Raw genomic sequence first — 13,483 nt, 5'->3', positions numbered from 1 at the left:
CAAATTCTAGTTTGGGTAAAGAAGACGTAGGAATTACAGTTTCAAAAAAAGAAGATTTCAGTGAATGGTATACCCAAGTGGTTCTCAAAGCAAAACTTGCAGATTATGCACCTGTAAAAGGATTAATCGTACTAAGACCAGATGGATATTCAATTTGGGAATCGTTAAGAGACACATTTGATAAGAAATTTTCTAAAAATGGGATTAGAAATGGGTTTTTGCCAATTTTGATTCCTGAATCACTGTTAGGAAAAGAACAGAAACATTTTGCAGGGTTCAATCCAGAAGTGTTTTGGGTAACACATTCTGGAACAAACGAAGTCGGAGACAGATTAGCATTAAGGCCAACATCAGAAACTTTAGCATATACATTATATTCAAAATGGATTCAGAGTTGGAGAGATTTACCTCTAAAAATCAACTTTTGGAATACCGCATTAAGAGCAGAAATTAAAGCAACGAAACCATTTCTTAGAACGTCAGAATTTTTGTGGCAAGAAGGCCACACAGTTCACACCACAAAAGAAGAGGCAGAAAAAGAAGTAATGAAAATACTAGACATCTACAAAAATACAGTTGAAGAAGAATTGGCAATTCCTGTAACAACAGGTAAAAAAAGTGAAAAAGAGAAATTCGTGGGCGCAGTATACACAACAACCATGGAATCAATCATGCCAGATGGAAAGGCATTGCAAATGGGCACATCACATTTCTTAGGACAAAATTTTTCAAAACCATTTGAAGTAAAATTTGCTGATAAAGATAATGTCGAACATTTTGCTTGGCAAACATCATGGGGAGTGTCTTGGAGATTAATTGGCGCAATGATCATGGCTCATGGTGATGACAAAGGGTTGGTGTTGCCACCAAAAGTAGCACCAATTCAAGTAGTAATTGTTCCAATTTATCGAAACGAAGAAGGGGAAAACAAAGTAATGCCAAAAGTGGAAGAAATTAGAAATCAACTTGAAGCTAAAGAAATCAGAGTAAGCATAGATGATAGAGAAGGATTGTCTCCAGGTTACAAATTTAATGATTGGGAAATGAAAGGAGTCCCATTAAGAATTGAAATAGGCCCCAAAGACTTAGAAAAAGATAGCATGATTGTTGCTAAACGATACAATTCAGAAAAATTAACAATAAATTTTGCAGAAATAGAAAAAATATTTGCAATTCTAGATGAAATTCAAATAGAGATGCTGAAAAAAGCCAGAAAAGATGCAGACAGCAACACAATAAACATTTCAAATTATACAGATTTTAAATCTAAAATCGAAAAAGGAGGATTCTTCAATTCACCATGGTGTGGAAAATTAGAATGCGAAGACAAAATCAAAGAAGAAACGGGAGCAGAAATCAGAGTAATTCCATTTGAGAGTGAAGATACCAGTCAAAAATGCATCTATTGTCAAGAGCAAAGTGCATCAATACCAATTTTTGCAAGAGGGTACTAGTATCAAAACACCCACAAATATAATAATAGAAAAAAAGATTTTTCAATTATGGCTTCAAATCTAGAGCTAGATTCAAGAAATTCACTACTTCAACAATTTAAAGAAACTCGTAATAGAACTTTAGAATTAGTAAAAACTTTAGAAAAAGATGACTTTGTTGTACAAACAGCATTTTTTATGAGTCCACCAAAATGGCACATAGGTCATGTTAGTTGGATTTATGAAGCAATAATGAGTAAAATTGACACAAATTATGAATTTTATTCTAAAGAATTTTCAGAATATCTTAATTCCTATTATCAACAATTTGGGGTTCCACATGACAAAGGCTTACGAGGAGTTGTGTCAAGGCCAACAACAGACCAAATTTTCCAATACTTTAACACAATAAATCAAAGAGTTGAGAAATTTATTGAAACACAAAAACTGAGTGAAGAATCAGCTAAAATGATCGTTATGGGATTCCATCATGAATGTCAACATCAAGAGCTGTTAGTATATGATTTGCAACATTTACTTGCAGAGCAATATAGACCAGTTAAAAAAAATGAAATCCCAAAAACAAGTGAAATGGAGAAAAAGTCAGTTACGATAGAGGGGGGAATTTACACCATGGGAAATAATGGAAAAGGATTTTGTTATGATATTGAATTACCAGAACACAAGGTGTTCCTAGAAAATTACAAAATCGACATATTTCCTGTTACAAATGAGCAATATCTTGAATTTATTGAAGATGGAGGATATAGTACATACAAGTATTGGTTATCAGATGGATGGGAGAAAGTCAAAGACAACAAATGGACATCTCCAATGTATTGGGAAAAAATTGACAATATTTGGTATGTAAGAGATTTTCTAGGAATTAGAAAAATTAATCCAAAAGAACCAGTTTGTCATGTTAGCTTTTACGAAGCAGATGCATACTGTAAATGGGCAGGAAAAAGACTACCATCAGAGGCTGAATGGGAAAAAGCAGCATGTTGGAATAAAGAAAAACAAGAAAAAACAGTCTTTCCATGGGGAAATGAAAACCCAACGTCAGAAAAATGTAATTTACTTGAATCATACAATTGGGGCTGTTCAGAAATAGGGGCATATCCAGATGGAATTAGTCATTATGGATGCCATCAGATGATAGGAGATATTTGGGAATGGACATCATCAGAATTTACAGGTTATCCAGGATTCAAGTCAGGTTTTGATGAATATAATGACAAATGGTTTACAAATCAAAAAGTTTTGAGAGGAGGATCTTTTGGAACACCAAAAATGTCAATTAGAGGAAGTTACAGAAACTTCTTTAGACTAGATGAACGTTGGTTATTTTCAGGATTCAGATGTGCTGAAGACATCTAATTCTTAGATACTAAAGTTAATGAAAAATATGTATCATCATCCAACCACGTATGTATAATATTAAATCCAGTTTTTTTGAGAAGAGTTTTGATCTGGTCTAATGTGTATTTATGAGAATGCTCGGTGTGAATCAGTTCGTTCTTCTTCAAATTTAGTGATAGATTAGATTTTGAAATAATTACTGATTGATTTACAAGAGATTTCAAATACATTTCAATACGTTGTTCATCTTTGTTGTAAATAGAATAATGTGAGAAATTATTCAAATCAAAATCTGCATCAAGTTCATCATTAATTCTAGATAAGACATTAAGATTGAATTCAGAGGTGATTCCTTGTGAATCATCATATGCAGATTCTAAAATTTTTGTATCTTTAACCAGATCTAATCCGATTAGAAATAGATCACCTGATTTCATGGTAGAATTAATTTTTTCTAAAAAGTTCTCACCATCAATATGAGAAAAGTTTCCAAAGCTAGAACCCAAGAAAATAATTAAATTGTTTTTCTTGTCGTAATTTTTTAGAAATTCTAAACCACCATCATAGGTGTCAATTATTCCTGTTATGTGTAAATTATCATAATCTTGAAGGAGCTGTTCTGAGCTTTCAGCTAAAATTTCAGATATATCAATTGGGAAATACTCAGTTTTTTCCTGAGATTTTGTAAAAATGTCAAGTAATAATCTAGTTTTGACGGATGCACCGCTACCCAGTTCAACTAATCTATAGGAATTGTCAATAAAAGAAGGTAATTCATCCTGTAAATTCTGAAGAATACGGATTTCCGTTCTTGTAGGATAATATTCGGGAAGAGTGCAGATTTTTTCAAATAAATCAGATCCTTTTTTGTCATAAAAGAACTTGGGCGAAATGAATTTTGTATTTCGGTTTAAGCTGAAAGATATTTCCTCAGCAAAAGTTTTTTCAATTTTACTAGCATGTGGTTTAAAGTATTGAAGTTTAGAATCAATTACATATTTTTTATATTCTAAATTTTTCTGGATTGTTTCGTTCAAGTATAAAATAATCTTTATTTAACATAAATGCTTTATCCCAATTTTTACGCATAAAAGATATTTCTTGATATACTTCTTATTTTAACAATATCTTGTGAACGAAATACTAAAAGTGGAACATTTGAAAAAATATTTTACAAAAAAAGGAATGTTTGGAAAAAAATCAACAACAGTAAGAGCAGCAGACGATGTGTCATTTTCGATAAAAAAGGGAGAAGTTTTTGTTTTAGCAGGAGAATCAGGTTCAGGTAAATCAACAATTGCAAAATTAATTCTTAAATCAATAGAATCAGACTCAGGAAAAATATTCTTTGAAGGTAGTGAAATTGATAATCATAAAGAAAACTTATCTAAAATTAGAATGAATTGTCAAATGATTCATCAAGATCCTTATGATTCAATAAATCCAAGAATGAAAATAGCAGATATTATTTCAGAACCATTGGAAATACACAATGTAGGAAGTAAAGAAGAACGATTCAGAAGAGCCATCGAAGTGTTACAAGAAGTGAAATTAGAACCAGCAGAAGATATTGGAAAAAGATATCCGCACATGTTGTCAGGAGGACAACGACAGAGAGTTGTGTTAGCTAGGGCATTGGCACTAAAGCCAAAAATAATTCTTGCAGACGAACCAGTCTCCATGTTAGATGTTTCAATAAGAGCAGAGATGTTGGAATTGATGCAAGAACTGCAAAAAAAATACAATATTTCTTTTATCTATATCACTCATGATTTAGCAACTGCACGATATTTTGGTCAAAGAATAGGAATTTTGTATATGGGAAAAATTGTTGAAATTGGACCAATTGACCAAGTGTTAGATAAGCCCAAACATCCATACACGCAGGCACTGATTGATGCAATTTCAGAACCAGATCCAGAAAATTTACACAGAGAAAGAAAAATCAGGATTAACGAACCAGCAAACATTGACGTCTATGAAGGATGTAGATTCAGAGCAAGGTGCCCATATGCTATTGAAAAATGTGTTAATGAACCTCATCTAGAGAAAATAAACGATGAACATTATTCGGCGTGTTATGTTAAACTAGATTAAGAAGTTTTCACAGAAGGCAAACGCTTGTCTTTGTATGTAACAACGTTTGAAACACCATTCTTTGGGAAGACACCATAGATCAGTTTTGCTTTTTGGATTACAGAATCTTTTAAAGAAACCATGATAAATTGACTTTCTTTAGATCTTTCTTCTAAGATTTTTGCAAGTCTTTCAGAGTTTGGTGCGTCAAGGTGAGCATCAACTTCATCAAACAAGTAAAATGGAGAAGGTTTTAGCTTTTGTAAAGCAAGAACAAACACAATAGCTGCTAAAGTTTTTTCACCACCACTAATTGAAGTAGATTCTCTTTTTGGTTTATTTGGGAATTGAATCAAATAAGAAATTCCAGAATTAAATATGTCATCTTCATTTTGTAATTCTAACCAAGCATTTCCATTAGTCATTTTATTAAAGATTAAACGTATTTCCTTATCGACTTTGTCAAATGCATCTAAGAAAGTTTGACGTTTATCTTTCTCTATATCTTCAATGAATTTAACAATAGAGTTTCTTTCAGCTTCAAGAGAATTCTTTCTAGTAGACATTGAACGATAACCATAAGATACTTCAAGATACGTTTCAGGAGCTTTAGCATTCAATGCATTAAGGGAGGCTAATTCTGATGTTAATCCTTGAACAATAGATTCAACATCAAACGTTTCCATGTCCCTATCAAAGCCAAACGCAGATAGAATTTGTTGTAATTTAGCCTCATTTTCAATCAAATCATGCAAATCACGATTTAGTGAATCTGTTTGTCGTTCCAAAGTGTTGATTTGTTTTGTTAGTTCTCTATCTTTTTCAGTCATAACTTTTAGTTTATCATCAAATTCTTTAAGATGGCCAATGGAAGAACCAGAAGTAGAAATTAATTCTTGTTCTTTTTCACGTAACGATACAAGAATCTCATTCTTGGATTCTTTTTGTTTTTCTAGTTCTTGGATTTTTGTTTCTATTTCCTGATGTTCAAGGTTTAAAGAATTAGTTTCATCATTCAAACGATTTGATTGAGATTGTTCTCTAGTATACTGAGTTTGCAAAGTTGTCAATTGAGAAGATTTATCACGATATTCATTCATGATTGTCGTGTATAATTTTTCAATATCAGATTTTTTTATATTGATTCTAGATAATTCATTGGCAATACGATCTTGTTCTCCACTGGCATAGTTTTCTTCAACAATAGTAATACGATCTTGTAAGGATTCAACATGAGATTCGTTTGTACTTATTTCAGATTCTATTATATCATTTCTAGCAGTTAATTCAGAAATTCTTTTTGACAGTTGTTCCTTCATGGTAAAGGCAGATGTGATTCGAGATTTCAGATTAGAATAATTTTCAGTAGTAGATGTTAGAGATTTTTCAGAAATCAAAAGTCTTTCATCATAAGATTGAATAGATTCTTCTAATTTTTTCAAAGAATGTTTTTTCTTTAGCAGGTATTTTTTAATGATGCTGATAGATTGGAACAATCCATCAATGTCACTACTCATAGAAATAAGCTTAGTTAGTTTTGAAATTTTTGAATTAATATCAATTACAACAGTACCACCTTTTGCCTCAAAGAATTCACCATCCAATGTAACAGATTTGTAGCCTTTTTGAGAAATATTATAGGCAGATTCTCTTGTTTCAGTTAGTACAATATTCCCAAACAAGAATGTTTTAAGAGAAGAATAAGCAGAATCACATGCAACATAGTCAGATAATACCCCTAAGATTCCAGAACCTTTAGGCAATGAAAGTTTGAATTTTGGAATTGCGTCCAATGGAATTATCTTAAGTTTAGGGAGATTTTTACTTCTAGCAACTTCAGCAATTCCAAGTAGTGTTGCAAAATCTTTTACAACAATTGCTTTAATCCAATCAGAGCTCACTGCCAAGACAGAACGTTCGTATTTTTTATCCCATGAAATCATTTCATAAACTAATCCTTCAATACCGAGTTTGTCTGCATCTTCTTTTAATTTTGCAACAGTGTAATCTTCATGCATGAATCCTTTTACAGTTTTAATTTTTGATTCATATTGGTTTGCAGCCTTGCTAGACTTTTCTAAAATTAATCCCAGTTCATCCATATCATTATAAATTTTTGATTTTTTTGTTTGTAGTTTTTTAATTCTAGATTTTAATTCAGTGATAGAAGCACTATGATTATTTAGCATTGATTCTAGTTGTTTTTGATAACCAGTAAGTTTTTCAATGTCACTTTCTAATTCAGAAAACTTTGTAGAGTTGGTATCAATTTTTATTTTTGATTCATCTTTTTCATGTAAAACTTTAGAGAGTTTTAATTTTGTATCATTTAGTTGGGTTGTGAGAGATTTAATTTTATTATCAATTTCAGATTTTTTTGTGGCTGCTTCTGACTGTTCAGTTAAAATTTTGTTTCTTTGTGAATCAATTATTTGTAGATCATCATTAATTTTATTTTTCTTTACATTTGTTTCTTCAATTGATTCTTTAATTTTTTGAATTTGTGTATCAATATCAGTTCTTGCATTATCAATATCATCGATTTCAGATTGAATCTCAGGCAATCTAGAGTTGATTTGTTCTAATCGTTTTTTTGATGCAGAGATAGCACTATTATCAATTTCATATTGTTCCATTGCAGAACTTATTTCTGCATCAAGTGAAGCTTTGGCTTGACTGTAATCATTAGCTTCTGCCATTAGTTTATTTTTTTCAGATTCTAATGCACCAATTTCTTCTCTTAATGCAGTTCTCTCAGTGTCAAAAGTGGTAATTTCAGCAGTTAATTCTCTCAAAGTGGACTCTTTTGAGGTTTTTTGGGCAGAAATTACCTTCATTTTATTGGCAGCGGCAATTGCCTTGTAGCGATTTAGTTCACGCTCAAGTATATCATGGCGTAATTTCTGGTTTCTTTCTTCTTCAAGCTCATCAATTCTTTTTTTGATTTCACCCATTTTTGCAAGAGCAATTTCTAATCTCCTATCAGCCTCATCAAGTTGTTTGACAGACTCTGTTTTTTTATCATCAAAATAAGAAAGTCCAATCAAATCTTCAATGGTTTTTCTTTTCTCTTCAGATGTAAATTCTGAAATTCTGGTTACAGTTCCTTGCTGTACTGCGTTTAATTGTCCTAAACCAGCATTAGCCATATCAAGTAAATCAAGTACATGACTTCGATTAGTTTTCTTTTTGTTCAGATAGTATGTATTTTCACCACTTGCATCCATTTCTCGAGTAATTTCGACATTATCTGAATCAACAGGAATTTTTCTATCAGAATTATCAAAATGTACACTGGAGCGTGCCATTTTTGGTCCACGTCTATTTCCTTCAATATCATGAATTAATGATCGAAGCTTATCGACTCTCATAACTTTGGGTTTATTTTCTCCCATTGCAAAAATTATAGCATCTAAAATGTTACTTTTACCAGATCCATTTGGTCCGGAAATTGAAACTAGACCTGGTTCAAACTGTACTGTAGTATTTTTAAATCCAAATGACTTGAAACCAAAGATCTCAACTTTTTTGACATGAACCAATGATAGTAAATTCTCAATACGAAGGATAATCGATGGTTAACAAGTTTAGTTGACATAATTGCATAATTTTTCTTGTTATGTTATGACATTTTTCGTAGTGGTAAAATTATTTTTTAGCATTTTTTGTCACATGATCGCAAGATTACGCCTACTATAATTACTAAGAAGGAATTGTAAAATCATGGTAAAGCTAGGATTGATCCAAACTACACCACAAAGTACAAATGAAAAAGGAATAGAGTGTGCATCAAAAATTCTAAAAAAATTAGGCAAGAGAGACACAGACATCGTATGTTTGCCAGAACAATGGCTGAAAAATAATGAGATAAATGACTTTGATTCTGAGTTTTCAGAATTTAAGAAAATAGCAAAAGAGTTCTCTATGACCATCATTCCAGGCGCATTTTATGAAACCACAAAAACTGGAACGTCAATTGTATCTCCAATAATAGGCTCAAACGGGGATTTTGTAGGAAAACAGGAAAAAATACATCCTTTTGACTATGAAAAAAACAATGTCAAACCTGGGAAAGAGGCCAAAATCTTCCAAACAGCATGCAAATTTGGGATAGTGATTTGTTATGATATGGTGTTTCCCAATGTAGCCAACACATTAGTAAAAAAAGGGGCTCAAGTGTTATTCTCACCAAGTAGAATAGTCAAAAGAGGCATTGAGCCTTGGAAGATGTATGTTCAGGTAAGATCTTTAGAAAACAGAATTCCAATTTTAGCTGCTAATGTAGAGAGCCAAAAATATGGAGGAAATAGTCTCATGATAGATCTAGTTGAAAATAATAAAGTTGTAACAACTAAAGTGACTAAATTAAAAGGAGAATATGGATTGAATAAAGAATTTGATTTAACAAAATATGAAAAGAACAGAAAAATAAGATTCTCAGATTCAAATAATTTTCAGTGACTAGTCACCAGCAACGAATTTTTCACATTCAGCTTTTGCTTTAACATCAGATGTTTGTTCAATAGGATGTTTCATCAAATATGCGCTTGCAGGTTTGATAGGACCACCAACGCCCCGATCAAGAGCAATTTTTGCTAATCGAATTGCATCAATTACAATTCCTGCAGAATTTGCTTTGTCATCAACTTCTAGGCGAACTTCCATATTGTAAGGAATATTTGCCCATTGACGTCCTTCAATTCTCATAAACATGAGTTTTGTATTACCTAAGAAAGGAATGAAGTCTGAAGGACCAACGTAAATTTGATCATCATCTAATCTTTCATTTAGTTGACTTTGTACACTTTCGGTTTTAGAAATTTTCTTTGAAACAAGTCTATCTTGTTCTTTCATATTTAAGAAATCAGTGTTGCCGCCTACATTGATTTGATATGTTTTTTCAATTTTAGTACCCCTGTCATTACATAATTTGGCCAGAGTTCTATGAACAATAGTTGCACCAACTTGTCCTTTGATATCATCACCGATACATGGAATATTTTTTTCTGCAAACTTCTTTGCCCAAGTTTCATCAGATGCAATAAATGATGGAATACAATTAACAAATGCAGTATTGGTATCAAGACAAATTTGTGCCCAATATTCAGTCACCTTATCAGAACCTACAGGTAAATAAGAAACAATAATTTCAACACCAGTATCTTTGATGACTCGTTTAACTTCTTCAGTAATTTGTTCGACAGATTTTGGATTTTCGATTGGTTTAATTCTATTTTCTACCCATAAACCAACTCCATCTAAAATTGGGCTTTCGTAAATTTTGGCATCAGTTTTTGGTAATTCATCTTTTGGAATCCAGTCAACCATGTTTGGGAATGCATAGATTGCTTCATGAAGGGGTTTGCCAACTTTATTTTCGCCAACATCAAACCCACAAACAAAATCAATATCATGAATACCATAACCAGCTAATTTATCATGAATAATTCCAGTAACTTCTTGATCAGGATTTTTTCTATAGTATTCAATTCCTTGAATTAATCCTGAAAAACAATTACCAATCCCTACTAAACCTACCTTAATTCTACCTGCCATTCGAAAATGAGTGTTATTGGGCGGGTTTAAAGTTTTCTTAATGAAATAAAAAAAGCAAGCAGATTAAGGCAGAATTTTATACTTGACTTCGACGATTAAGATCATGATAGAACCAGGTCGTCCAGTAAAGGATATTGAAATTGACTCAAATACATCAATAGAAAAAATTTTTGATGAATTAGCACAGTCGGGAGGGTTTGAATCAGTCAATCTATCAGACGGATTACAAATTTTGACGGAAATGATATCAGATGAACAATGTTTACGATTTGTTTCATTTGTAGGAGCTGTAGTGTCAACAGGATTACGAGGTATTATCAAAAATATGATTAAAAACAAATGGTTTGATGTAACAATTACAACATGTGGTGCATTGGATCATGATATTGCAAGACATTTTTCACATTACAAAGAAGGTTCATTTACAATGGATGATAATGAGCTTGCAAATCAGAACATCCACAGACTAGGCAATGTGTTAGTTCCAATGGACAGTTATGGTCCATTAATTGAAGAAAAAATGCAAGCATTTCTTGAAGAAGAATATCAAAAAGGGAATAAAGAAATGAGTACATCTGAAATTTGCAAAATGATTGGAAAACATTTAGGAGAAGATTCATTTCTTTATTGGGCATACAAAAATGAGATAGATGTAGTAGTTCCAGGAATTATGGACGGAGCGGTAGGAAGTCAGATTTGGTTATTCACACAAAAACATAGTGATTTCAAATTAAACATGGCTGGAGATGCAAATTTACTTTCAGGATTAATTTTCAAAGCTGAAAAATCAGGAGCATTTATGATTGGCGGAGGAATTTCAAAGCACCATACTTTATGGTGGAATCAATACAGAGAAGGATTAGATTATGCATTTTACATTACTACAGCTCAAGAATTTGATGGAAGTTTAAGTGGAGCACTAGTTAGGGAAGCAATTTCATGGGGCAAAGTCACACAAATAGCAAAACAATCAACACTTCATGCAGAAGTTACAACAATTTTGCCATTCATTTATGCGGCATTAGTTTCAAAATTACAAAAAAAGAATTAGATAAAAGCTATTATTTGATAATAGTTCAAGTAGTTTATTGAGTCATAAAATTAGAATCAGAGAATTAAAGAAAATAAATTTAGAAGATGGTTATCTCATAGATGGTTTTCCATCCATAGGATTTAGTAGTGCGATTGCTACAGAATCAATGATCCATACATCGAAGTTTGAAATTGGGGGAGTAATATCTTCAGAAAGTTTCCCACCAATTAGTGTGATTAAAGATGGAAAACCAAATTTTGCAACAAGAATATTTGTTAATGAAGATTTGAAGGTAGGGGTTTTTCTTTCGTATCTAACTTTAGAACAATCACTTCACAGAGATGCAGCAAAAACAATGCTGTCATGGGCAAAAAAACACAAAATAAAACTAATTGTCAGTAGTGTTGCAGTAAAATCTGACAAAGGAGAAGAAGAGATGATAGGAGTCGGAAGTACAGAGTCTGCCAGAAGCAAGATCAAAGAAGCAGGTTTGAAAGTATTAGAACATGGAACAATACCGGGAATTCCAGGAATACTTCTTAACGAAGGGAATATTTCAGGACAAGACGTGATTGTCATAGTATTTCATTCAAATGGTCAAGGTCCAGATTTTAAATCAAGTGCGCAGTTATGTATGACAATGTCAAAATTGATTCCAGGGGTATCATGTAATATTCCATCATTAGAGAAAGAAGCAGAAAAAGCTGAAATCATCATCAAAGAAACTCAAGAAGAATCACAACATCTCAAAGATTCTATGTACATGTAGAGAGTCAATCAAATTTATTTTATAATAAATAAGTAAAATTGCAGATTGGTACAGATTTTTGAATTTGTCGTAATGGTTATTGTAATTTCAGCGTCAGGAGTCATGGCGCCAGGACCACTTTTTGTAGCTAACGTATCATATGGATTACAAAAAGATAGTAAATCAGGATTGAAGATGGCAATAGGACATTCAATTGTGGAATTTCCATTAGTAATTGTGTTAGGAATAGGAATTTTTTCGTTAGAAGCATTTCCAGAATTTAAAACAATAGTTTCAATTGTTGGTTCCATTACACTTTTTGGATTTGCAAGTTTACAAATTAGAACAGTATTTCAAAAAAGAAAAAACAAAGAATCAGTTCCAAAACAAGGCCCATTAATTACAGGAATAGTGTTAAGTGCATTTAATCCATTTTTCATCATTTGGTGGCTTACAATAGGACTCAAATTGATTTCAGATGCAATGCTAATTTGGGCATTCTCAGGAATTCTCATAGTATTCTTTCTTCATATTTGGATGGATTTTGTTTGGTTGGGAGGAACTTCTTTTTTAATATCTAAAAGTTCACAAATTCTATCTAATAGAAATTACAAAATGTTGATGTTCGGATTAAGTTTAGTGTTAATATATTTTGGAATAAGTTTTTTGATAGATGTAATTTCTTAACCACAATCCAATATTTCAATTTGGGAAGGACACATATCATTATACAAGTCAATCCGTTCAAGAATATTTTCACAAAATTCAGGATCAAGGGATTGTTCATAAGAAGAAATATCTGTAGAAATCATAAAATAATTAACATCACATGAATTATTTGAGAATAAAAAAAACATCACCAGAAAAAAACATCCAACTAAAATTAATACATAATATTTTGGATTAGTTTTTTGAAATATCAATTTCCATGGTAGAAACATTACGTTGTTTTCCATCTTGAGAAGTTAAAGAATCAGATGAAATTCTAACATCACTTATTACATACCCTACAGAATCCATTCGTTTTACAATCATTTGTGAAACATCAACTGCTTGTGTAATACGTTTACCACGAGCCTTAATTGTTACAGTAGGTCTTGTTGAAAGTTGGGTCAAAGTTGCTGAAACATATGTCATGATAGGTTTAGTTCCAACAAAAATTACATCTCGCTCTTCAGGAATTTTTTTTGAATCATGAGGTTGTTCTGGTGTTGGTTCAGGTTCTGGTGTTGGTTCAGGTTCTGGTGTTGGTTCAGGTTCTGGTGTTGGTTCAGG

Annotated in this window: 12 protein-coding genes; 7 read left to right on the top strand and 5 right to left on the bottom strand. The window is 32.0% G+C overall.

Translation table 11 applies throughout. The features are described from left to right. The first annotated feature begins 11 nt into the window (after positions 1-11). Both proS and egtB read left to right on the top strand, forming a co-directional pair. A complete protein-coding gene (gene proS / locus K5781_RS08955; RefSeq protein ID WP_297443126.1) occupies positions 12-1,454 on the top strand; it encodes a proline--tRNA ligase in 1,443 nt (480 codons plus the stop codon). Between the two features lie 48 nt (positions 1,455-1,502). Next, on the top strand, positions 1,503-2,813 hold the full coding sequence (egtB, locus tag K5781_RS08950; protein WP_297443123.1) for an ergothioneine biosynthesis protein EgtB: 1,311 nt from the start codon (positions 1,503-1,505) through the stop codon (positions 2,811-2,813). Here the strand turns inward: egtB and egtD are convergent. Then, entirely contained in the window at positions 2,810-3,832 is a 1,023-nt protein-coding gene (gene egtD, locus K5781_RS08945) for an L-histidine N(alpha)-methyltransferase (RefSeq protein ID WP_297443120.1), read from the bottom strand. The two genes, egtB and egtD, sit on opposite strands and share 4 nt — an antisense overlap. A 94-nt stretch (positions 3,833-3,926) precedes the next feature. On the opposite strand from egtD, the gene K5781_RS08940 reads away from it, so the two are divergent. After that, on the top strand, positions 3,927-4,892 hold the full coding sequence (locus K5781_RS08940) for an ABC transporter ATP-binding protein (RefSeq protein ID WP_297443118.1): 966 nt from the start codon (positions 3,927-3,929) through the stop codon (positions 4,890-4,892). Here K5781_RS08940 and K5781_RS08935 read toward each other — a convergent pair. Beyond that, positions 4,889-8,413: a chromosome segregation SMC family protein gene (locus K5781_RS08935; protein WP_297443115.1), complete on the bottom strand. Its 3,525-nt coding sequence runs from the start codon at positions 8,411-8,413 to the stop codon at positions 4,889-4,891. The two genes, K5781_RS08940 and K5781_RS08935, sit on opposite strands and share 4 nt — an antisense overlap. Before the next feature lie 181 nt (positions 8,414-8,594). Between K5781_RS08935 and K5781_RS08930 the strand changes: the two genes are divergently transcribed. Further along, complete coding sequence (locus K5781_RS08930) at positions 8,595-9,332, top strand: carbon-nitrogen hydrolase family protein (protein WP_297443112.1); 738 nt, start codon at positions 8,595-8,597, stop codon at positions 9,330-9,332. Here the strand turns inward: K5781_RS08930 and K5781_RS08925 are convergent, their stop codons facing one another. Then, complete coding sequence (locus K5781_RS08925) at positions 9,333-10,427, bottom strand: inositol-3-phosphate synthase (RefSeq protein WP_297443109.1); 1,095 nt, start codon at positions 10,425-10,427, stop codon at positions 9,333-9,335. A 103-nt stretch (positions 10,428-10,530) separates the two neighbouring features. On the opposite strand from K5781_RS08925, the gene K5781_RS08920 reads away from it, so the two are divergent. The 3 genes from K5781_RS08920 to K5781_RS08910 are packed head-to-tail and all read left to right on the top strand — an operon-like array spanning position 10,531 to position 12,895. Further along, complete coding sequence (locus tag K5781_RS08920; protein WP_297443106.1) at positions 10,531-11,478, top strand: deoxyhypusine synthase; 948 nt, start codon at positions 10,531-10,533, stop codon at positions 11,476-11,478. 37 nt (positions 11,479-11,515) lie between these two features. Continuing rightward, entirely contained in the window at positions 11,516-12,229 is a 714-nt protein-coding gene (locus K5781_RS08915) for a PAC2 family protein (protein ID WP_297443103.1), read from the top strand. Positions 12,230-12,274: 45 nt separating this feature from the next. Next, positions 12,275-12,895 (top strand): LysE family transporter, encoded by a 621-nt coding sequence (locus K5781_RS08910; protein WP_297443100.1) that lies wholly within the window; start codon positions 12,275-12,277, stop codon positions 12,893-12,895. Here the strand turns inward: K5781_RS08910 and K5781_RS08905 are convergent. Then, positions 12,892-13,020, bottom strand: a complete 129-nt coding sequence (locus K5781_RS08905; RefSeq protein ID WP_297443097.1) for a hypothetical protein — start codon at positions 13,018-13,020, stop codon at positions 12,892-12,894. The genes K5781_RS08910 and K5781_RS08905 overlap by 4 nt on opposite strands. A 91-nt stretch (positions 13,021-13,111) precedes the next feature. Next, positions 13,112-13,390 (bottom strand): DNA-binding protein, encoded by a 279-nt coding sequence (locus K5781_RS08900; protein ID WP_366848217.1) that lies wholly within the window; start codon positions 13,388-13,390, stop codon positions 13,112-13,114. Positions 13,391-13,483 lie beyond the last annotated feature (93 nt).

The sequence above is a fragment of the Nitrosopumilus sp. genome, assembly GCF_025699255.1.
Lineage (GTDB): Archaea > Thermoproteota > Nitrososphaeria > Nitrososphaerales > Nitrosopumilaceae > Nitrosopumilus.
This window is presented reverse-complemented; position numbering and strand designations above follow the sequence as displayed.